Source organism: Catalinimonas alkaloidigena, from assembly GCF_900100765.1.
GTDB lineage: Bacteria > Bacteroidota > Bacteroidia > Cytophagales > Flexibacteraceae > Mooreia > Mooreia alkaloidigena.
This window is the reverse complement of sequence record NZ_FNFO01000017.1, coordinates 48,185-68,499: the sequence shown is the minus strand read 5'-3', so window position 1 is coordinate 68,499 and position 20,315 is coordinate 48,185. Positions and strand designations below refer to the sequence as shown.

Here is a 20,315-nt window from a genome sequence, read left to right as displayed (position 1 = left end):
TCTTTTTTCTTCAGACGCCCCGGGAGATCATCTCTCCGGGGCGTTTTCCTTTTGCCACCCCCCCCCCCCCCCCAACCCGGCAGCGCCTAGCAGGGCGTGCTCTCTTGAATGTCACAAGAGGGTTTTATCTTCTTCCTGGAAGCTGCTGAGGTTATAGAGTTAACTTTTCAGTTTCAATACTTTTATCCGCTTCATCCCGTACTTTTATATTCAAACCGGAAGACTCATCGTTTTTCCAGAAATCACTTCTATATTTCGTAGTTTTGAGCTTCCATGAGCTTTCTTTATCCGCAGTTTCTGTATGCATTAGCGGCCGTTGGCATTCCTATTGCCATCCACCTCTTCAATTTTCAACGGCCCAAGAAAGTCGCTTTTACTAACGTTCGCTTCCTGCAATCTGTTAAATCGGCTACGGACTCGAACCTCCGCCTGAAGCACCTGCTCGTCTTGTTAGCGCGGATTCTTTTCATTGTCTTTCTGGTCCTTGCTTTTGCACAGCCCTTTTTGCAACGCAATGCCTTGGGAATCGAACCCGGCCAAAAACCTGTGAGCATTTGGCTTGACAACTCCTACAGTCTACAAAATGAAGAAGGAGAGACCTCGCTCTTAAACCTGGCGGTGGAGCAGGCCGATCGGTTGGTTAACTCTTATCCTGCCACGACGCCCATCCACTTCATGACAAATGCTTTCGAAGGGCAGGGCCAGTATTTCAATACGCGGGAAAAGGTGCGTGATCGCATTGCCGAAACCGATTATGCCAATGCCTATCGGGAGGCAGAGGCCATCGCCCGGCGACAGGAGAACGCTTTCGCTACTTCAGCCTATTCAGAGGGAGGAGAGCTATTCTGGTTTTCAGACTTCCAAAAGAGCACATTAGGCGATCTTGAACAGATCTCGCTCGACTCTACGCAACAGTTGTATTTGGTACCCTTGCAGGCGCCGGAAATAGCCAACGTGTATGTTGATTCGGTGTGGTTAGAAAACCCTTTCTTCCGTGCCGGAGAGAACAACCAGTTACAAGTGCGGATGGCGAATGCCGGTAAAACCGGTGCCGAAAGCCTGACCATCAAATTGTTAATTGACGACATTCAGGTAAGCACTGCCACCGTTTCGATTCCCTCCAATGCTACCCAAGAGGTGACCCTGACTTTCAGCACTTCGGGCAACGAAGCCAAACGGTGTCGACTGACTTTTGAAGATTACCCCGTGACGTTTGACAATCAATATTATTTTGTGTTGCGCAACGCACGCCAGATCAACATCATCCGGATCGGCACTGCCCCACGTCCGTATCTGTCCAAAGTTTACCAGAACGAGCAGTACTTCAATTTGCGCGATTTCAATGCCGGCAACGTAGATTATGATTTTTTAGGTCGCGCTGACCTGATTCTACTTGATGGGCTTGCCTCCATCGATGCGGCCTTGGCAGAAGCCATTCAAAAGTCAGTCAGTGCGGGACATTCGCTCGCAGTATTTCCAGGCACTACCGCGAATGTGGCGAGTTATAATCAACTTATGACCTTGGTAGGAGGACCGACGTTGCAGGGTGCACAAGTCAGTCTTCCGGCCTCAGACGCGGCCCATACGTTGGCTGCGCCTGAACAAGAAGCTCCTTTTTTTGAGGGGGTGTTTGAGCCTTCTACCGATCGCAATCCTGACATGCCTTTCGCCAACAACGTGCTGACGTGGCGCGGGGGGCAGGTCTTGCTGCGTTACCGCAGCGGGGCACCTTTTCTTTCCACCTTTAATCAGGATAAAGTGTATTTGTATGGTACGCCTTTGGCCGACACGTACACAAATTTCCCTCGGCATTCGCTATTTGTGCCCGTTATGTACCGCATGGCGATGCTATCGCTGCGTGAGTCAGAGCCCTTGGCCTTCTCTTTCCAGGATGGCTTGGTGCGGGTAGGCGTTGGTAACGTGAACGTAGGGAACCAAGTCTTCACTTTGCGCGGCGAAGAGGCCGAACTGATTCCACAGCAGCGCATGAGCGGCAGTGATTTGCAAATGGAATTGCCCCGGTTGGGATTTGCAGCTGGTTTCTACGACCTACTCTGGCAGGGAAAAGCCGTAAAGACCGTGGCTTTGAATTACGGAAAGCAAGAATCGGTACTCGATTTCTGGACGGTAGATGAGCTCACCCAGCTCTTTGCCAACAATCCTCGTGTGAAAATCTTTGACACCAGCAGCAGCAACGACGTAGTTGCTACTTTTCAGGAGAGCAGCGTAGGTTTACCGCTCTGGAAGTATGCACTGCTAGCGGCTTTGTTCTTCTTGATGACCGAAATACTTTTGCTGCGGTTCTGGAAATCCTGAAATAATGAGTCTTCTGATTACCGACGTTACCCTCCTGGCGCCGGGTGCGGCGTTGCACCACCAAGTCGTCAACGTATTGATTGAAGAAGGGAAGATCCGTTCCATCGGATCGGAACGGCCTTCGGCTGCGCAAGTGGTGGACGGAACAGGCTGTATGCTTTCGCCCGGCTGGGTCGATCTGCGTTGCCTCGTTTCTGAGCCGGGAGGCGAACACCGCGAAAGTGTGGAGTCGGCCTGTCTGGCTGCCGCCGCGGGTGGATTTACGGCCGTAGTGACGCTGCCCAATACCCAGCCCGTAGTGCAGACCAAAGACCTGCTGACCTCGCTCAGGAGCCGCTCGGAGGCGTACCCTGCCCAACTCTGGCCCATGGGAGCACTATCGGTGAATACCGAAGGGGAAATCATCACCGAGATGATCGATTTGCATCGGCACGGTGCCGTCGCCTTTACCGATGGACTGCGCCCGGTACAGTCTGCCGACCTGATGGTAAAAGCTCTACTTTATTTGAAACAGTTTGGCGGATTGCTGGTCAACCGGGCCGAAAATCAGGCGTTGACCCGCTACGGCGTTATGCACGAAGGCATCCAAAGCACCATGTTGGGTATGAAAGGCATTCCACCGCTGGCTGAATATACACAGGTGGCGCGCGACCTGAGTTTGTTAGAGTATACCGGGGGGCGTCTCCACTTCTCAACCCTTTCTTCGGCACAGTCGGTCGCGCTGATTCGGGAAGCCAAACAGCGAGGCTTGCAGGTCACATGCGATGTGGCCGCGCATCAGCTCGCTTTCGATGATACAGCGCTGCAGGATTTCGATACGAACTACAAAGTCAACCCGCCCTTCCGCACGCAGGACGATGTGCAGGCACTGCGCGAAGGATTAGCCGACGGAACCATCGATGCGATTGTCAGTGATCACCTACCGCTCGATCCGGAAGCCAAACAGCTGGAATTCGACTTGGCAGACTTCGGTATTACCGGCCTAGAAACGGCCTACGCGGTTGCCCAGCAACACAGCGGCCTGTCGGCAGAACAATTGGTTGAGAAGCTGGCCCTGGCTCCACGGCGCATCTTGCAAATGCCTGCGGTGGAAATCGCGCCGGGGCAACCTGCCAACCTAACCTTATTCGATCCCAAGCGGACCTGGACTTACGAAGCACGCCACGCGTTTTCGCAGTCGTTGAACAGTCCTTTCCTGGGCAAGACGCTACGCGGAAAGCCGCTGGCGGTGGTGCGCGGGACCCATTTCTACCATGATGCACAGCATCTGGATGTAAAATCCGCCTAAAGGTGAGCCTTGTGAAAGTAACCATGAAACACACGTGGCCGACGTATGCTGTGCTGATGGGATTGGCCGGGGGTGTCGCCTGCATCGTGTATTATCTCCTCTTGCCCCTGTTTTGCATTAACCCATTCTGGACGGCTCGCGAGGGCCGCGTCATCATCATTCTCGCCATGCTGGTGGGGGGCATGATCTTGTTTCGGCGCAACCAGCCGGACGGGCGCATGCACCTGTGGGAAGGGCTGTTTATGGGCGGAATTTCCTGGTCGCTCCTGACGGCGCTTTCAGCCATGGGCCTTTACCTCATAGCCCAATACATAGCGCCTGACTTACTGGAGAATTACATTCAGCTTTCGCTGGAACGGCTGGAAAGCATGCGGGAACAACACGTGGAAAAGCTCGGCGTCGAAAGCTTCGAAGCGATGCAGCAGGGCATCCGTGCTCTCCGGGCAGGCGGAGTGGTCCGAGACGAAGTGGTTAAAAACGCCATTTACGGTTTTTTTTTAATTCCACTTATTTCTATGATCTTTCGGAAGCAATAATTCCGCTTATCCTTAAACTGCTTTACTCATGTCCACCTCTGCTACTCCTACCCCTATCCAAACAGGCTTACGGTATGGCCTTATCGTCGGCATCATCATGGCCATCTACTCCGTTGTGCTGCAACTCACTAGTTTGGCACAAAATACCGCGCTAGGCCTGATTAGCTGGGCCATTCTGATCGGCGGCATTTTCTGGGCCGTTCGCGACTACCGCACGCAGCACGGAGGTTTTATGAGCTTCGGCGAGGGCACCAAAACGGGAGTAATGGTGTCGGTCATTGCCGGGCTGTTTACCAGTGTCTTTTCGTACGTCTATTTTAAGTTTATTGACCCTACGGCGCTGGAAAAAATTCGTGATCTTCAAATTACGCAAATGGAAGATCGGGGTATGTCCGATGCCGAGATTGAGCAAGCCATGAGTTTTGCGGGTGTCTTCACCTCGCCCGGGGGCATTGCCATTATGGGCATATTGATGATGGTGATCTTCGGACTCATCATTGCGCTCATTGTCTCGGCCATCATGAAGAAGGAGCGTCCTTTTTTTAGTTAATCATTGAATGGATCAAACGCTGGATATTTCGGTTGTCGTACCGCTATACAACGAAGAAGAGTCTCTTCCTGAACTAACGTCCTGGATCCACCGGGTCATGGTGGAGAACCGCTTTTCGTACGAAACTATTCTTGTTGACGACGGCAGCAACGATCGCTCCTGGGCAGTAATTCAGGAATTGGCCCGCGAAAATTCCCGGATTCGGGCGCTGCGTCTTAACCATAATTACGGGAAATCGGCCGCGCTCGATACGGGCTTTCACCATGCACAGGGGCAAGTGGTCATCACGATGGATGCCGATTTGCAGGACAGCCCCGACGAAATTCCGGAGTTGTACCGCCTGATCCGCAAAGAAGGGTACGACCTGATTTCGGGCTGGAAGAAAAAGCGTTACGATCCCATCTCCAAAACCGTTCCGTCCAAGTTTTTCAACCGTGTCACAAGCTGGATGTCAGGCATTCGGCTCCATGACTTTAACTGTGGCTTGAAAGCCTACCGGCACCAGGTAGTCAAAAGCATCGACCTGTACGGCGAAATGCACCGCTACATTCCCGTCATCGCGAAATGGAACGGGTTTGGGCGCATCGGCGAAAAAGTAGTCGAACACCGTGCCCGCAAGTACGGCAGCACCAAATTCGGCTGGCAGCGCTTTGTCTACGGCTTTTTGGATCTGCTGTCGGTCATGTTTGTAACGCGGTTCAAAAAGCGCCCAATGCACTTTTTCGGCTCGTTGGGCACCCTGTTTTTTATGATCGGCTTCGCCATCGCGTTCTGGCTGAGTTTCGAGAAATTTCTCGGCGTTCATAAACGCGAGGTGGTCGACCAACCCATCTTCTTCTTATCGCTGGTCGCCATCATCGCAGGGATGCAACTGTTCCTGGCGGGCTTTCTCGGCGAGATGATTACCCAAAGTAACAACCGTAAGACCGACTACATCGTGGCCGAACGGATTTAAGGTTGCTAATAACGATTTGAATTTCAGCGGGTTATTTCATACTTTCTCCGCGACGAATATCGTTTCTCTTACAGCTATGAAAAAACCGTTCCTTTGGGGAGGAGTCGGGCTGGTCGTCCTTTTGGGATTGATCTGGCTACTGACCCGCACTACCTCCTCGGCCGAAAGTGAAGTACTGGTACCCGTCACCAAGGGCCAGTTCGAAATTGTGGTCACCGCCACTGGCGAACTGGAGGCTAAAAATTCGGTGAACATCCAGGGACCGGCCGCCATGCGCGCCATCGGCATCTGGAATACCAAGATCGAGCAACTGGTGCCCGAAGGAACCGTGGTGAAAAAGGGAGATCAGATCGGAGCGCTGGACCGCTCCGAAATCGGCAACAAAATCCGCGAGGCCGAGACCGAACTCCAAAAAATTGAGGCGCAATACACCCAAACACGACTCGATACTTCCCTGACATTGCGCGAAGCCCGCGACAATGTGGAAAATCTGCGCTTCGCCGTGCAGGAGCGCGATCTGGAACTGCAACAGTCCAAATACGAACCTCCAGCTACCATTCGACAGGCCGAAATCAGCAAAGAAAAGGCACAGCGTGAGTACGAACAAGCACGTGAAAACTACCGCATCAAACGCAATCAGGCGATCGCCAAAATGCAGGAAGTGCAGGCTAGCCTGAATCAGGTCCAGGGAAGTCTGAATATGCTCAAGAGTGTGATGGGCGAGTTTACAATCCACGCACCGGAAGGGGGCATGGTGATTTACGTACGCGAGTGGAATGGCGAGAAGCGGAAAGTGGGATCGGCGGTGGGTGCCTGGGACCCGACAGTAGCCACCCTGCCAGACCTGACGTCTATGATTTCCCGCACGTACGTAAACGAAGTCGACATCCGCAAGATCCAGAACCAGCAGAAGGTCCGGATTGGACTGGATGCTTTTCCGGATAAAAAGCTGACTGGGAAAGTTATCAGTGTCGCCAATGTAGGGGAACAGCGTCCTAACGCCGATGCTAAGGTGTTTGAGGTGACCATCGAGATCAACGAGTCGGACACCACCCTGCGTCCGGCCATGACTACCAGCAATCAGATCGTTGCCGGAAAATACGATGGTGTGCTGCACATTCCGCTCGAGTGCCTCCACAGCCAGGGCGATTCCATTAGTTACGTTTTCAAGAAAACGTCCATAGGCCTGGTTCGCCAGCAGGTGTTGGTTGGCCTGACCAACGAGAACGAAGCCATAGTCCAACAGGGCCTGACCGAGAACGATCAGGTCTACCTGTCGCAGCCACAGGGTGCCGACAAAGCGAATCTGGTGATGCTGGAAGACAAGCAACTGGTTTCGAAAACGGAAGACTAATGTGGCAGCGCTACCTCGCTAATGTTTTTATTGCGCTGGAAGCCATTCTGGCGAATAAATTGCGCGCGGGACTGACCGCCCTGGGCATCATTTTCGGGGTGGCCGCTGTCATTGCCATGATGGCGGTGGGCAAAGGCGCGCAGCAGGAAATTCTGGAGCAGATCAAGCTAGTGGGCGTTAACAACATCGTGATTGCCCCCGTCGTCGAGCAGGAAGAAGAGGAGGTCACCGCGACGGAGGTAGCCAAGCCGCGCAAATTTTCGCCGGGCCTCACATTGCTCGATGCCCGGAGCATTCTAGACATTCTGCCCGAAATCGAAGCCGTAAGTCCGGAAATCCAACTGGAGACTTCGGTCGTGCACGGTGGCATGCGGCGTTCCACCAAAGTGGTAGGCGTCACGCCCGATTATTTCGACATCTACAATTTTAGCCTGGAAGAGGGCAGCATGTTTAACGAGCGGCAGATGGAGCGCGGCGAACAGGTCTGCATCATTGGAAAAAGCATCCGGACACGATTTTTCAGCCAGACCAATCCGGTTGGGAAGTACCTCAAATGCGGCGCACACTGGATGCGCATTGTTGGGGTCCTGGAAGAACGCACGGTGGCCAACAACAGTGTCTCGCGCCTGGGCATCCGCGACTTCAACATGGATGTATACATCCCCATTCAGACGATGCTGATCCGTTACGAAAACCGGGCGCTGGTAACACAAGCCATGTTGCAGAAGGCCGCCCGCCAGGGAGGCGAATCGCAGGAGCAAAAATCTGCTACCAATTATCACCAGTTGGACCGACTGGTAGTGAAAGTGGCCGATACCGACGTGCTAACGCCCTACGCCGAGGTCATTTCCCGCATGTTAGCCCGGCGGCATTACGACGTGATCGACTACGAAATTACCATCCCCGAGCTGCTGCTGAAGCAACAGCAGCGAACCAAAGACATTTTTAACCTGGTGCTCGGCGCCATTGCCGGCATTTCGCTGCTGGTCGGAGGCATTGGCATCATGAACATCATGCTGGCGTCGGTACTGGAGCGGATTCGCGAGATCGGCCTGAGGCTTTCGCTGGGCGCGCGGAAAGAAGACATCGTCCTGCAATTTTTGGTAGAAGCCACACTTATCTCGCTTTCTGGCGGGTTGATCGGCGTCATCCTGGGCATCGTGCTGGCCTACACCATCGCTTCGGTGGCCGACATTCCTACCATCGTATCGCCGGCATCGGTCATTCTTTCGTTTGGCGTAGCGGCGACCGTGGGCCTCATTTTTGGCATTGCTCCCGCCCGGCGTGCGGCCCAACAAGATCCGATCACCTCTCTTCGCTATGAATAAACTCTCCCTCCTTTCACCTCTGCTATGTTTTCTTAGTCACGTTCTTATCGCTCAGCCCCAAAACGATCCGCCGGAAATTGATCGGTACCTGACGCTGGAGGAAGTAGTGCGACTAGCGCGCAACGAGTCGCCGGCCTCCTTTCGCAACGATAACTTTTACCTGAACCAGTACTGGCAGTACCGCACGTACCAGTCGAACTACTTGCCGCAACTTACGCTGAGCGGCACTCTACCCGACCTCAGCAACCAGTTTGAGCCGGTGCAGCAACCCGATGGCGATCTGGAAATCCGGAAGGTGGCGCGTTCCAACTCGTCGCTGCAACTCTCCCTAAGCCAGAACATTGGCCTGACCGGAGGGCAGGTGTTTCTGCAATCGACCATTGGGCGAGTCGATAATTTCCAACGGAACACGGTGGGATACAACGCCAACCCGGCGAGCATCGGCCTGTTGCAACCCTTATTTCAGTTCAATCCGTTGCGTTGGGACCGGCGTATCGAACCCTTACGGTTTCAGGAGGCACAGCGTCAGTACTCCAGCCAGATGGAAGACATTGCGGTCGAAGCAACGTCACGCTACTTCGATTTGCTGGTGGCACAAATTGCGCTCGACATCGCCCGAAAGAACAAAGCCAACAGCGATACGCTCTTTCAGATTGCGCAGGGGCGTTTCAACCTGGGGAAAATAGCCGAGAATGATCTGTTGCAACTGGAACTGAGCCTGATGCGCTCGAACCAGGAGGTGACGCAATCGGAGCTGGACGTGCGGGTGGGGCAGCAGGCGCTTGCAAATTACCTGGGGCTGACCGGCATTGAATCCATCGTATTGGCGGAGCCCATCGAAATTCCGCTGTTCGACGTGAACGAAGCGACAGCGCTGGCCGAAGCGCAGACCAACCATCCGGACGTGATTGGCTTCCAGCGGCGTATCCTGGAAGCTGAGCGCGACGTGGCGCAGGCGCGGGGGAACAATGGCCTGAATGCTGACGTCTATGCTTCGTATGGCTTGACGCAACAAGCCTCTACCGTGCCTGATTTGTACGTCGATCCGCAGAACCAACAGCGGTTACGCGTAGGCTTTCAGATTCCGATCCTGAACTGGGGTCGTACCCGCTCCGAAATTCAGCGGGCTGCCGCCAACCAGAAGGTAGTCGACACTGACATCACGCAAGAGCAGCAGAATTTTGAGCAAGCGGTTGTCTTGGCCGTAGCACGCTTCCGCATTACCCGTCAACAGCTGGAAGTCGCCATCAAAGCCGACGAAATCGGGCAAAAACGCTTTGAGATCACCAAGAATCGGTACGTCATCGGCAAAATCGGCATTACGGATCTGAACATCGCACAACAGGAAAAGGACCAGGCCCGCCGTGCGTATGTGACCGCCCTGCGTGATTTTTGGCTCAGCTATTATAATTTGCGGCGGCTTACGCTGTACGATTTTGCTGAAAATCAAAAGATTATCTACGAAGTAAATCGATAGCTATACAATTGCACCGGAATCGATTCGTTTGTCGCGTAGAAACGAAATTGAACTCGGTTCCGGTTAGTTACCGAATGCGGTTTCCCTGGAAGAAGGGACAGAAACTGTAGGGTAAGCCGCTGTTACTGTGAATGTTGTATGTGATGTTATGGGAAGGTTCCTTCGACTTTTTTTCTTGATTGTGCTGACTGGGCTATTGATGGCACCTGCCGTTACCATGGCCCAGACTAAACACAGAAAGAAGAAGAAATATCCGCACGAGACGCCCAATACCCGCAGCGTGTGGAGCGACAACAACGTCAAGCGGAAAGCCAAGAAAACCCGCATTCTACAAATTGTAAAGTACAAACCGCACAAGGTGCTGTACGGCAACAAATGCGTGGAAGAATATACCCGGAAACTGGGCTTTGAGTACGTAATCGCGCTGCCCGACGAGAATGGTGATGCGGATCTGTACGCTTTTTTCAGCAACATGGGCAACCGGATTTTGCTGACTTTTCGGAACGGGCCGTTTTGGTCGTGCCGCGTTCGGAAACGCATCAAACAGTGCCGGGTGGGGTCGGGTGATTTTATGGGCGCTCTGCCCGAAGAAGGTTTGTCGCCGGTGGTAAACGAACAAGGGGAACTCGACGAGTCCCCCTTGCCAAAAGAAGCTATTGCTTCCGAATAAAGTTACTGATTCAGCGTATAGCCGTATTCCTGAATGGCCTCTCTGATCTGCGCGATGCGATTTTGCGGATTGGGGTGAGTGCTGAAAAATTCGGGTTGCCGTGCGCCCCCGGCCGATTTTGCCAGAATCTCCATGACTTGAATCATGGCGTTTGGGTCGTAGCCCGACTCCGCCATGAACCGCACGCCCAGTCGGTCGGATTCCAATTCGTCGTCGCGTCCGTACTTCATGTTGACCAACTGCCCGATCATTGCGGCCACGGCGGCTGTGCGCATGGTGCTGGGGCGGCTGGGGTCGTACGAGGCGATTACCGCTGCGCCCGTCAGGCCCTGCGTCAGGCGCGCTTTGGCAATGTGCTCCGCCGAATGACGGGCTACTACGTGGCCGATCTCGTGCCCCAGCACACCCGCCAGTTGGTCTTCGGTGCTGAATTGTTTCATCAACGCGGCAGTGATGAACACCTGTCCGCCGGGTAGCGCAAAGGCGTTGACCGTTTGTTCATCGGCCAGCAGGTGGAACTCGAACTCATAGGGCGTGTCGCGGGCGGCGGTAGATTGCACGATTTTGTTGCCGACCTGATCGACCAGGGCTTGTGCCTGTTGGTCAGGGTAAAGACCGCCGTATTGCTGTGTCATTTGCGGAACCGCCTGAAGTCCCATTGCAATCTCTTGCTGGGCGGTCATGTTGACGTGCTGTTTTTCTTCCGTTACGGGATTGTATTGCGTCGTGCTGTAATACCCGATCAGGGAAATTACGGCCACCACAAGCGCAATGATGAAGCGTGTGATGCGCGCCTGAACTGCGGGAGTTGCCATTGTATGAAAAGGGAGGGTTTAAGTGTATACAGAAAATCGGGCCGCATTCGACCCGATGCTGTATACGGCAAATCCGCGGGTTAGGATAGGCTGTCGTCTACGCCCGTGTAGTTGAAGGGCGTAATGGCTTTCATCTCCGCTTTTACAGCCTCAGATACCTCCAGTTGGTCGATGAACCGATGAAACGCCGCCGCATCAATCACCTCGTTGGTGCGGGTCAGAGAACGCAGCGCCTCGTAGGGGTGGGGGTAATTCTCGCGACGCAGGATGGTTTGCAGCGCTTCTGCCACAACCACAAAATTTTCGGTCAGGTCGCTTTCGATGCGCTGCGGGTGTAGCTCCAGCTTGTTGAGACCTTTCTGCAACGAACGCAGGGCGATCAGCACGTGCGCCAGAGGCACGCCCAGGTTGCGCAGCACGGTCGAGTCGGTCAGGTCGCGCTGCAGGCGGGAGATGGGCAACTTGGCGGCAAAATGCTCCAGGAGCGCATTGGCGATGCCCAGGTTGCCCTCCGAATTTTCAAAATCGATGGGGTTCACTTTGTGGGGCATGGCCGACGAACCTACCTCACCGGCTCTCAGCTTCTGTTTGAAATACCCGAGTGAAATGTACTGCCAGACGTCCCGATCCAGGTCGATCAGAATGGTATCGATCCGCCGCCAGGCATCGCAATACGCCGCCAGGTGGTCGTAATGCTCGATTTGTGTGGTAGGGAAACTGCGCTGTAGGCCCAATGCTCCCACAAATTGGTTGGCAAACGCGGGCCAGTTGACCTGCGGATAAGCCACCGCGTGGGCGTTGAAGTTGCCGGTGGCACCGCCGAACTTAGCCGCGAAGGGCACGGCCTCCAGCGTAGCAAGTTGGTGTCGCAGTCGCGCAGTGAAGACGCGGAGCTCTTTCCCCAGCCGGGTGGGCGAAGCAGGTTGGCCGTGTGTACGGGCCAGCATGGGCACATCGCGCCACTGATCGGCCAGTGCCTCCAGCAGATCGATCGTCGCTTGTAGGGCAGGTTGCAACACTTCCGCGTGCGCATCGCGCAACGACAGCGGAATCGCCGTGTTGTTGATGTCCTGCGACGTCAGGCCGAAGTGAATAAATTCCTGGTAGGCGCTTAACCCCAGGGCTTCCCACCGCTCACGCAAAAAATACTCTACGGCTTTTACGTCGTGGTTCGTGGTGCGCTCCAGTTCCTTGATGCGCCGGGCGTCGTCCGTTGAAAATGCCGTATAAATTTCTTGTAGAGCGTCGTACTTCTCGGTCGGAAAATCCTGGAGTTGCGGCAACGGCAGGCGGCACAGGGCCAGGAAGTACTCTACTTCGACCCGAACCCGGTAATGGATCAGGCCAAACTCTGAAAAATAAGCGGCCAGGGACTCGGTTTGCGACCGGTATCGGCCATCCACCGGCGCGATAGCGGTGAGCGCATCAAGTTGTTTCATGGGGGCACAAAAATAGTAAACCCATCGGAGAGGTGAGCACCGAATTGCGGGAATGATGCCCGGCATCAGCCATCCCCTTCATGTACTGCGGCTTTGCGCAACAGCGCCACTTGGCCCGCGTGGTAGAGGGCGTGCTGAAGGGCACCGTGCAGCAGCACGTAGTTCGCGTAGGGCTTGCCGGGCGTAGTGGCCTCAAGGTGCCCAGACGGAAGTTGCAACACGGCCCGATGGAGCCTCCGGTAACTTTGCAGAAGGTGTTCTTTCGTCTGCTGCCAAGCCGTCTCCTGCGGCTCCGGGACCGGCGGCCAGTCTTCTTGCGGTGTCGGATCGCAGGCTTCGCCTTGCAGGCGGCGAACAATCACATCATTCCAGGTAATCAGGTGCAGGACAATCTCCCAGATGCTGTGGGTCTGCGGCAGAGGATGCGTGGTGGCTTGTGTAGCGTGCACCTCGTGCAACAGGGCGAAGACCGAAGGGCCGTGCCAGGCGTCGCCTTCGTAGGCCCGGTACAGCTGGTCGGCAATGCGTTGGGGTTCTTCCATCATATATGAAAAAGAAAACAGTTTTAGAGAAAGTGCGATTTCAACCGATACAGGAGCCTTTTTTAGGAAAAACTCTATATTTGATGCACCAAAGAAAGAAGGGTTGTACCTTGCTTTCCACTTTTCGAGCATACTATCTCTCACATCCCTGTACAAAATAGCAAACACCACGTATGAAGCCAATCATTGGAGACAAAGAGTACTTCCCGGGCATTGGAACCATCGGTTACGAAGGACCTGACTCGGACAATCCGCTAGCCTACAAATTTTACGACGCCGACAAGCAAATCGCCGGCAAAACCATGCGCGACCATTTCCGTTTCGCCGTGGCCTACTGGCACAGCTTCTGCAATACAGGGGGCGACCCCTTCGGTCCGGGCACCAAGCATTTCCCGTGGCTGCAGGCCACCGATGCCGTGCAACAGGCCAAAGACAAAATGGACGCCGCGTTTGAATTCTTCACCAAGCTGGGCGCGCCTTTCTACTGTTTTCACGACTACGACCTGGTCGACGAAGCCGATACCCTGGCCGAGTCGGAAAAGCGCTTCCGCAAGATTGTCGACTACGCCAAGGAAAAGCAGCAGGCTTCGGGCGTGAAATTGTTGTGGGGAACGGCCAACTTGTTCTCGCATCCGCGCTACATGAACGGTGCGGCGACTAACCCCGATTTCGGTGTGGTGGCGCACGCCGCGACGCAAGTCAAGCAGGCCATCGACGCGACCATCGAGCTGGGCGGCGCTGGCTATACGTTCTGGGGCGGCCGCGAAGGGTACATGTCACTGCTCAACACGAACATGAAACGTGAGGTCGATCACCTGGGACGTTTCCTGAGCCTGGCGCGCGATTACGCCCGCAAACAGGGCTTCCAGGGGACATTCTACATCGAGCCGAAACCGATGGAGCCGACCAAGCACCAGTACGACTTCGATTCGGCCACGGTGATCGGTTTCCTGCGTCAGTACGGCCTGGAGAAAGACTTTAAAATCAACGTCGAAGCGAACCACGCCACGCTGGCCAGTCACACGTTCCAGCACGAACTGCAGGTCGCGGCCGATGCGGGCATGCTCGGTAGCATCGACGCCAACCGGGGCGATTACCAGAACGGCTGGGATACCGACCAGTTTCCGGTCGATCTGTTTGAACTGACCGAGGTGATGCTGGTGATTTTGGGTGCAGGTGGTTTCCAGACCGGCGGTGTGAACTTCGACGCCAAACTGCGCCGCAATTCGACCGACCTGGAAGATCTGTTCATCGCGCACATCGGCGGCATGGATGCCTTCGCCCGGGGCCTGTTGATTGCCGATAAGCTCATGACCAAAACCAACTTCATGAAGATGCGCCAGGAACGCTATGCTTCGTTCGACGGCGGCGACGGCGCGAAATTCGAGAAGGGTGAACTGACGTTCGAAGCGCTGGGTGAGCTGGGCCGCCAGAACGGCGAGCCGAAGCAGATCAGCGGCAAGCAGGAGCTCTACGAAAATTTGATCCTACAGTGTATTTAAGATCGTCTTCCGATCGTTTAAAGGCTGTCAATAAACATTGACAGCCTTTTTTTAGTTATGTTCACCCTGGTGAACCGGCGTGAGGTGCTTTGTTTCCTCGTCCGTAAACAACCGGGAGCGGATCAAGAAACGTACTCCCAACGGAATTTCCAGGGAAAAACTGGCTCCCCGCCCCGGCGTAACGTCGATTGTCAGGTGGGTGTGTTTCCAGTATTCGAACTGGTCTTCCGACATGTAAAAATCGCATCCATGCACCGCACCGAGCCAAACGTCGCTTTCGCCGATGCGAAAATCGCCCTTCTCGAAGCACATGGGTGAAGAGCCGTCGCAACAGCCACCACTCTGGTGGAACATCAGCGCTCCGTGTTTTTCACGAAGTTGATCTACTACCTGGGTTGCTTTGGGCGTGATGTCGATCCGTGCTGCTTCCATTACCGTATTTCGTTTTATATGGTCAAAAATAAACTAGGAATTGCCTGTCTGCTGGTCGCACTCTATGCCTTTGCGGGCATGTGGGTCAACTCAGAAGGCAACCTGCCTTTCCCGCCACACCGGCTCAAAGAATGGCTCATCTGGGGAGTCATTCTGGTCACGACGGTCCTGGGACTCGCGTTGCTTCTCCTGCGCCGTTGAGCCGATGCAACAAAAAAACCGTCAGGAAACCCATAGCCTCCTGACGGTCGTTGTTCAGACATACCACTAGAATAAACCAGCCTGATTCTTATTGTAAGAAATCAGCATGTTCTTGTTTTGCCGGTAATGATCCAGCATCATCAGGTGGGTTTCCCGCCCGAAACCTGATTTTTTGTACCCACCGAACGGCGCATGGGCCGGATAGAGGTGGTAGCAGTTGACCCAGACGCGCCCGGCCTGAATGGCACGCGGCACGGTATAGCCTTCGTGCATGTCGCGGGTCCAGACGCCAGCGCCGAGGCCGTAGAGTGTGTCATTGGCCAGGGCAAGCGCCTCTTCCGTGTTTTTAAACGTGGTGACCGAGGCCACCGGTCCAAAAATCTCTTCCTGGAAAACGCGCATTTTGTTGTGGCCCTTCAGCAGCGTAGGTTCGACGTAATACCCGTTTTCCAGTCCGCTGTTGATGCGTTTGGCCTGCCCGCCAGTCAGCACTTCGGCCCCTTCTTTCCGGCCAATGTCGAAATACGAAAGAATTTTTTCGAACTGATCGTTCGAGGCCTGCGCGCCCATCGTGGTTTCCATGTCGAGCGGGTTGCCGATCTTCACTTTGGTTTTCACGCGGTCGATGACCCGTTCCATAAACTTGTCGTAAATCTTTTCGTGCACCAGAATCCGCGACGGACAGGTGCAGACCTCGCCCTGATTAAAGGCGAACATGGTGGCACCTTCCAGCGTTTTCTCGAAGAACTCGTCGTCGGCGTCCATCACGCTGGGGAAAAAGAGGTTCGGCGACTTGCCGCCCAACTCCATCGTGATCGGAATCAGGTTCTCCGACGCGTACTGCATGATCAGTCGCCCGGTGGTCGTCTCTCCGGTAAAAGCCACTTTCGCGATCCGTTTCGACGAGGCCAGGGGTTTACCCGCTTCGGGGCCAAAGCCGGTGACAACGTTCATGACCCCATCGGGCAGAATGCCCTGAATCAACTCCATCAGCACCAGAATGCTCACCGGCGTTTGCTCGGCGGGCTTCAGCACTACGCAGTTGCCGGCGGCCAGGGCGGGGGCCATTTTCCAGGAAGCCATCAGCAGCGGGAAGTTCCACGGGATGATCTGCCCGACCACGCCCAGCGGTTCCTTCACGTTGATGGAAATGGTGTTCATGTCCAGTTCGCTGATGGAACCCTCTTCGGCACGGATCACACCCGCGTAATAACGAAAGTGGTCGATGCAGAGCGGAATGTCCGCCCCCGAGGTTTCGCGGATGGGCTTACCGTTGTCGACCGTTTCGATGCGGGCCAGCAGATCCAGGTTCTGCTCCATGACGTCGGCGATCTTCAGCAGCATGTTCGACCGCTCCGTGGCCGAGGTGCGGCTCCACTGCGGAAACGCCTTGTGGGCGGCATCCAGCGCCAGTTCAATGTCTTCCTTCTGCGAGCGGGCGATTTTGGTAAAGGCTTTCCCGTCGATGGGAGAGGGGTTGTCGAAATATTCGCCGTTGACCGGGGCTACAAATTTTCCACCGATGTAGTTATCGTACTTTTCTTTGAAACTAGGGCGTTCCTTGAGCGTTTTGCTGGGCGCCTCCATGGTGTCGTGTGCCATTGGTAGTAGGTGTTTTTGGTGAAACAATGCATGCATTATCGAGATTATTTCGTTAGATTGGTTGACACATCCTATCCTCCTTTGGCAGGATTCTATCATTCTGTTTGGAGCCACCTACCTAACTCTCTCCAGCACATGAGCAGCCTTAAAACCCTTACCGATCTGCGGCATCCTGCCCTCGATACGCTCGTGGAAAATCGCCGTTGTTTCGCCACCAGCCAGGCCGAGCTTAACATCTACGATACGCAGCAGTATGCCGAGTGGGTCTCGCTTCGGTTCGATGCTCCGGTGCTGACCAGCATGGTCACGGGCAAAAAAGTGATGCATCTGGAGGGCGAACCCGCCTTTGAATTTTTTCCGGGGCAGTCGCTCGTGATGCCGGCGGGCGGTCCCATGTACATCGACTTTCCGGAGGCCACGGCCGAAAATCCGACGCGTTGCCTGGCCTTGGCGCTGTCGGGCGATCTGATCCGCGAGACGCTGGTGCTGCTCAACGAATTTTACCCCCGCGCCGAGACGGGCGAGACCTGGGAGATGGATCACCCCAATTTCCACTTTTCGAACGACGAAGGCTTGTACCAGACGCTGCTGCGGTTGGTGTCGCTGTTTCGGGAAGAGCACCCCGCCCGCGAGCTGTTTACACGGCAGATGCTGCGCGAGCTGATCGTGCGTCTGCTCCAGACGCAGGCACGGGAAATGCTGGTAGAACGGGCTGCGCAAAAAGCCACCTCGCACCGGCTGGCCTGGGCGGTCGAGTACGTCCGGAGCCACCTGCACGAAACCCTGTCGGTAGAGCAGATCAGCGAACAGGCCTGCATGAGCGCCCCGCACTTCTACCGCAGCTTCAAAAACGAACTGGGCCTGACGCCCATGGAATTTGTCACGCAGGAGCGACTTCGCAAAGCCAAGCAGCTGCTCTGCGACCCCGACCGTTCCGTCAGCGAAATCGGGATGGAAGTGGGTTATAGCAACGTGAGCTACTTCAGCCGGGTCTTTAAACAACAAGAAGGCGTCTCACCCACCGAATTTCGGAGTAAGAAGTAGAGGATGTGAGGGGGGGAAGTCACAGGCACGGACCTGTCATGCGTTGTTGCACGAAATTTACCGTCGGTTTTACTTCTTTCTGCGAGATACCGCTTGGTCATAGTGAGGCTACTTTTCATCGCATTTTACCTCTCTAAATAATCTTTTACAGCTTTATCAAATAGCTCTTCGTTCGTGTGAACTTTAGTCGATTCCTTGACTGAATTTTTCAGGAACAATGCAATGAGCTGAAGTGCTGTCAACACATACGCCCGTTGCTGGCTAGCGAATTTCTGGTTCCACCACGCCTTGCATGAAGCGGTTGTGTTCAGGCGGCCTCCACCTTCTTTCACCAATCCGAGCACAATCAATTTTTCAGCCCTTGTTCAACTTCATAGAAAGTCATGATAGCATGATTTACATAATCGACGTATGCTATCAAGTCAATCAATTTTAACCCTTGGCCTTTGCTCTCCGTGTGAAAGCTTGCTTGAAGCAACCAAGCATCTGAAGGTTCAATAGTCATTTTACACGAAGCCTTATTGCCACCAAACGCGGTGATTGGCTCCCGACTTACTTTCTAAACAACTCTTCCAGCGGTAGGCCGATGGCGGCCGACGGCGGCTTGGTGCCCAGGCGTAGCGAAAGTGTCGGGGCAATGTCGTAGATGGTGCAATGCCGCACGGTGGCGCCCGACGGTACACCGGCCCCGTACCAGAGCAGCGGCACGTGGGTATCGTAGGTGTAGCCGGAGCCGTGGGTCGTTGCAATGTTGAGCTTGCCGAGCCAGCCGGGTTGGAGCAGCACCAGCAGATCGCCCGAGCGCTTGTAGAAGTAGCCGTTCTGTAGCATGGCGGGCTGGCCTTCGGTATATTCCTGATACAACATTTGCGGCCCGGTGAAAACGGCACGAACGCCCTCCCAACCGGAGAGGTAGTCGACCAGAGCGGCTTGCACTTCGGCCAGCGACGTTTCCTGTTGGTTCCAGAAAGCACGGTCCAGGTAAATCTGGTCGTTGCTGATCGAAAGTAAGGCTTCGGCCGCGTCGAAACGGGCACGGAGGAAGTTCTGGAGGCTGTCGGTCATGGCGTCGTAGTCGACAAAGCCACTGGGGAAGTGGCGCTCCTGCAAGTAGCGCGGATTGTCGATGGCGGCATGGTCGGCGGTCAGGAACAACGTGTAGTGATCTTCGCCTACGGTTTCGTCCAGGTAGTGCAGTAAGTCGGCCAGGTCGCGGTCGAGGCGCGCGTAGGTATCTTCCAGTTCCAGCGACTGCGGTCCGTAGTAATGCCCCACGTAGTCGGTCGACGAGAAGCTCACCGCCAGGAAATCGGGCACGTCGTCTTGCCCCAACTGTTCTCCGGCTACGGCGGCTTTCGCCATTTCTGCCACAATCGTGTTGCCGAACGGAGTGACGTACAGGCCCGCCAGGTTGCCGTTGTCTTTGCGGAGCTTTTTGAGGTTATAGGGCATCACGGACTTTTTTGCGCCTTTGTACAGCATCTCGTACGGGGCGTCGTCGTCGTTGCCGGCCAGGTAGTGTTCCTGGGCGGCCAGCAAGCCCCACGTTTGGTTCATGTACTGGTCGGCCAGTTTCCGTTGGTTGAAGGCGTCGACCCAGGCGGGTAATTTTGGGGTGTAGTACGTGCTGGTGATGAAGTTGCCGGTCGTGCCGTCGTACCAGTACGCACCGTTGGGAGCGTGACCGGCCGGCAGCACCGCACCCCGGTTTTTCAGGGAAACGCCCACGACTTTTCCCCGGTAATTAGTGGCGAGGCGCAGCTCGTCGGTGATGGTGGTGGCCAGCAGATTGGCCGGTGAGACCTGACCTTCGCTCGGATCTCCTCCCACGGCCGTCACCGTGGTGTCTTCTACGCAGTTGAGCGTACGCCCGATTTCGCGCTGGTACCAGTCGTTGGCGACGATGCCGTGCTGGGCGGGCGGTGCGCCGGCATAGACGGACGCGTGGCCCGGGCCGGTGTAGGTCGGAATGTGGTTGTAGTGCGTATTGCGAAATTCGTAGCCGTCGCGCATCAGCCGCTTGAATCCGTCTTCTCCAAACAGGGGGGCAAACCGGCGGAGGTAATCGGCGCGCATCTGATCGACTACGACGCCTACCACGAGCCGAGGCGGTTGTGCGGGTTGAGCCGAGGCCACAGCGGTTACCAGAAGAAAAAACAGCAGAAGAAGGGGGCGGGGGGCCTTGCTGAAAAAGTTCATAAGACTGTGAAATGGTAAAATGGGGCTAAAAGTACCCATTTGTGCACGAATAAAGAACGTTCTCC

18 protein-coding genes are annotated in these 20,315 nt (G+C 55.1%); 12 read left to right on the top strand and 6 right to left on the bottom strand.

Features of this window, described 5'->3' with window-relative positions:
- The first annotated feature begins 273 nt into the window (after positions 1-273).
- From BLR44_RS27205 to BLR44_RS27165, 9 genes are all read left to right on the top strand, one after another.
- Entirely contained in the window at positions 274-2,316 is a 2,043-nt protein-coding gene (locus tag BLR44_RS27205; RefSeq protein WP_143017507.1) for a BatA domain-containing protein, read from the top strand.
- Positions 2,317-2,320: 4 nt separating this feature from the next.
- A complete protein-coding gene (locus tag BLR44_RS27200; RefSeq protein WP_089688444.1) occupies positions 2,321-3,604 on the top strand; it encodes a dihydroorotase in 1,284 nt (427 codons plus the stop codon).
- A gap of 23 nt (positions 3,605-3,627) precedes the next feature.
- Complete coding sequence (locus tag BLR44_RS27195; RefSeq protein ID WP_143017506.1) at positions 3,628-4,140, top strand: DUF4199 domain-containing protein; 513 nt, start codon at positions 3,628-3,630, stop codon at positions 4,138-4,140.
- Positions 4,141-4,168: 28 nt separating this feature from the next.
- The gene (locus tag BLR44_RS27190; RefSeq protein WP_089688440.1) at positions 4,169-4,690 is read left to right on the top strand and encodes a DUF4199 domain-containing protein; all 522 of its coding nucleotides are present in this window, start codon (positions 4,169-4,171) and stop codon (positions 4,688-4,690) included.
- Positions 4,691-4,697: 7 nt separating this feature from the next.
- Positions 4,698-5,645, top strand: coding sequence for a glycosyltransferase family 2 protein (locus BLR44_RS27185; RefSeq protein ID WP_089688438.1), 948 nt, complete (start codon positions 4,698-4,700; stop codon positions 5,643-5,645).
- A 76-nt stretch (positions 5,646-5,721) separates the two neighbouring features.
- Positions 5,722-6,999, top strand: a complete 1,278-nt coding sequence (locus BLR44_RS27180) for an efflux RND transporter periplasmic adaptor subunit (protein ID WP_089688436.1) — start codon at positions 5,722-5,724, stop codon at positions 6,997-6,999.
- Entirely contained in the window at positions 6,999-8,327 is a 1,329-nt protein-coding gene (locus BLR44_RS27175) for an ABC transporter permease (RefSeq protein WP_089688434.1), read from the top strand. Before BLR44_RS27180 ends, BLR44_RS27175 begins: the two co-directional genes overlap by 1 nt.
- The gene (locus tag BLR44_RS27170) at positions 8,320-9,804 is read left to right on the top strand and encodes a TolC family protein (RefSeq protein WP_089688432.1); all 1,485 of its coding nucleotides are present in this window, start codon (positions 8,320-8,322) and stop codon (positions 9,802-9,804) included. Before BLR44_RS27175 ends, BLR44_RS27170 begins: the two co-directional genes overlap by 8 nt.
- Positions 9,805-10,021: 217 nt before the next feature.
- The gene (locus tag BLR44_RS27165; RefSeq protein ID WP_089688430.1) at positions 10,022-10,474 is read left to right on the top strand and encodes a hypothetical protein; all 453 of its coding nucleotides are present in this window, start codon (positions 10,022-10,024) and stop codon (positions 10,472-10,474) included.
- 2 nt (positions 10,475-10,476) lie between these two features.
- Here the strand turns inward: BLR44_RS27165 and BLR44_RS27160 are convergent, their stop codons facing one another.
- The 3 genes from BLR44_RS27160 to BLR44_RS27150 all read right to left on the bottom strand — a co-directional run bounded on the left by BLR44_RS27160 (position 10,477) and on the right by BLR44_RS27150 (position 13,273).
- Complete coding sequence (locus tag BLR44_RS27160) at positions 10,477-11,289, bottom strand: M48 family metallopeptidase (RefSeq protein ID WP_089688428.1); 813 nt, start codon at positions 11,287-11,289, stop codon at positions 10,477-10,479.
- 80 nt (positions 11,290-11,369) lie between these two features.
- Positions 11,370-12,728 (bottom strand): adenylosuccinate lyase, encoded by a 1,359-nt coding sequence (purB, locus tag BLR44_RS27155; RefSeq protein ID WP_089688427.1) that lies wholly within the window; start codon positions 12,726-12,728, stop codon positions 11,370-11,372.
- 65 nt (positions 12,729-12,793) lie between these two features.
- Positions 12,794-13,273 carry a DinB family protein gene (locus tag BLR44_RS27150; protein WP_176956238.1) on the bottom strand — a complete coding sequence of 160 codons (480 nt, stop codon included), beginning with the start codon at positions 13,271-13,273 and terminating at the stop codon, positions 12,794-12,796.
- A gap of 170 nt (positions 13,274-13,443) precedes the next feature.
- Between BLR44_RS27150 and xylA the strand changes: the two genes are divergently transcribed.
- Positions 13,444-14,772, top strand: a complete 1,329-nt coding sequence (xylA, locus tag BLR44_RS27145; RefSeq protein ID WP_089688423.1) for a xylose isomerase — start codon at positions 13,444-13,446, stop codon at positions 14,770-14,772.
- Between the two features lie 51 nt (positions 14,773-14,823).
- Here xylA and BLR44_RS27140 read toward each other — a convergent pair whose 3' ends face one another.
- Positions 14,824-15,204, bottom strand: a complete 381-nt coding sequence (locus BLR44_RS27140) for a DUF779 domain-containing protein (RefSeq protein WP_089688421.1) — start codon at positions 15,202-15,204, stop codon at positions 14,824-14,826.
- An 18-nt stretch (positions 15,205-15,222) separates the two neighbouring features.
- Between BLR44_RS27140 and BLR44_RS27135 the strand changes: the two genes are divergently transcribed.
- A complete protein-coding gene (locus BLR44_RS27135) occupies positions 15,223-15,405 on the top strand; it encodes a hypothetical protein (RefSeq protein ID WP_089688419.1) in 183 nt (60 codons plus the stop codon).
- A 66-nt stretch (positions 15,406-15,471) separates the two neighbouring features.
- On the opposite strand, the gene BLR44_RS27130 is transcribed toward BLR44_RS27135, so the two are convergent.
- Complete coding sequence (locus tag BLR44_RS27130; protein ID WP_245706188.1) at positions 15,472-17,007, bottom strand: aldehyde dehydrogenase family protein; 1,536 nt, start codon at positions 17,005-17,007, stop codon at positions 15,472-15,474.
- A gap of 135 nt (positions 17,008-17,142) precedes the next feature.
- On the opposite strand from BLR44_RS27130, the gene BLR44_RS27125 reads away from it, so the two are divergent.
- The gene (locus BLR44_RS27125) at positions 17,143-18,051 is read left to right on the top strand and encodes an AraC family transcriptional regulator (protein ID WP_176956237.1); all 909 of its coding nucleotides are present in this window, start codon (positions 17,143-17,145) and stop codon (positions 18,049-18,051) included.
- Positions 18,052-18,603: 552 nt separating this feature from the next.
- Here BLR44_RS27125 and pafA read toward each other — a convergent pair.
- Positions 18,604-20,250: an alkaline phosphatase PafA gene (pafA, locus tag BLR44_RS27115; protein ID WP_176956236.1), complete on the bottom strand. Its 1,647-nt coding sequence runs from the start codon at positions 20,248-20,250 to the stop codon at positions 18,604-18,606.
- Positions 20,251-20,315: the final 65 nt, after the last annotated feature.

Excerpts from the sequence above, each read along its gene's own strand:
- BLR44_RS27205 (WP_143017507.1), top strand. The coding sequence starts at position 274 with ATGAGCTTTCTTTATCCGCAGTTTCTGTATGCATTAGCGGCCGTTGGC.
- BLR44_RS27200 (WP_089688444.1), top strand. The coding sequence starts at position 2,321 with ATGAGTCTTCTGATTACCGACGTTACCCTCCTGGCGCCGGGTGCGGCG.
- BLR44_RS27195 (WP_143017506.1), top strand. The coding sequence starts at position 3,628 with ATGAAACACACGTGGCCGACGTATGCTGTGCTGATGGGATTGGCCGGG.
- BLR44_RS27190 (WP_089688440.1), top strand. The coding sequence starts at position 4,169 with ATGTCCACCTCTGCTACTCCTACCCCTATCCAAACAGGCTTACGGTAT.
- BLR44_RS27185 (WP_089688438.1), top strand. The coding sequence starts at position 4,698 with ATGGATCAAACGCTGGATATTTCGGTTGTCGTACCGCTATACAACGAA.
- BLR44_RS27180 (WP_089688436.1), top strand. The coding sequence starts at position 5,722 with ATGAAAAAACCGTTCCTTTGGGGAGGAGTCGGGCTGGTCGTCCTTTTG.
- BLR44_RS27175 (WP_089688434.1), top strand. The coding sequence starts at position 6,999 with ATGTGGCAGCGCTACCTCGCTAATGTTTTTATTGCGCTGGAAGCCATT.
- BLR44_RS27170 (WP_089688432.1), top strand. The coding sequence starts at position 8,320 with ATGAATAAACTCTCCCTCCTTTCACCTCTGCTATGTTTTCTTAGTCAC.
- BLR44_RS27165 (WP_089688430.1), top strand. The coding sequence starts at position 10,022 with ATGGCCCAGACTAAACACAGAAAGAAGAAGAAATATCCGCACGAGACG.
- BLR44_RS27160 (WP_089688428.1), bottom strand. The coding sequence starts at position 11,289 with ATGGCAACTCCCGCAGTTCAGGCGCGCATCACACGCTTCATCATTGCG.
- purB (WP_089688427.1), bottom strand. The coding sequence starts at position 12,728 with ATGAAACAACTTGATGCGCTCACCGCTATCGCGCCGGTGGATGGCCGA.
- BLR44_RS27150 (WP_176956238.1), bottom strand. The coding sequence starts at position 13,273 with ATGATGGAAGAACCCCAACGCATTGCCGACCAGCTGTACCGGGCCTAC.
- xylA (WP_089688423.1), top strand. The coding sequence starts at position 13,444 with ATGAAGCCAATCATTGGAGACAAAGAGTACTTCCCGGGCATTGGAACC.
- BLR44_RS27140 (WP_089688421.1), bottom strand. The coding sequence starts at position 15,204 with ATGGAAGCAGCACGGATCGACATCACGCCCAAAGCAACCCAGGTAGTA.
- BLR44_RS27135 (WP_089688419.1), top strand. The coding sequence starts at position 15,223 with ATGGTCAAAAATAAACTAGGAATTGCCTGTCTGCTGGTCGCACTCTAT.
- BLR44_RS27130 (WP_245706188.1), bottom strand. The coding sequence starts at position 17,007 with ATGGCACACGACACCATGGAGGCGCCCAGCAAAACGCTCAAGGAACGC.
- BLR44_RS27125 (WP_176956237.1), top strand. The coding sequence starts at position 17,143 with ATGAGCAGCCTTAAAACCCTTACCGATCTGCGGCATCCTGCCCTCGAT.
- pafA (WP_176956236.1), bottom strand. The coding sequence starts at position 20,250 with ATGAACTTTTTCAGCAAGGCCCCCCGCCCCCTTCTTCTGCTGTTTTTT.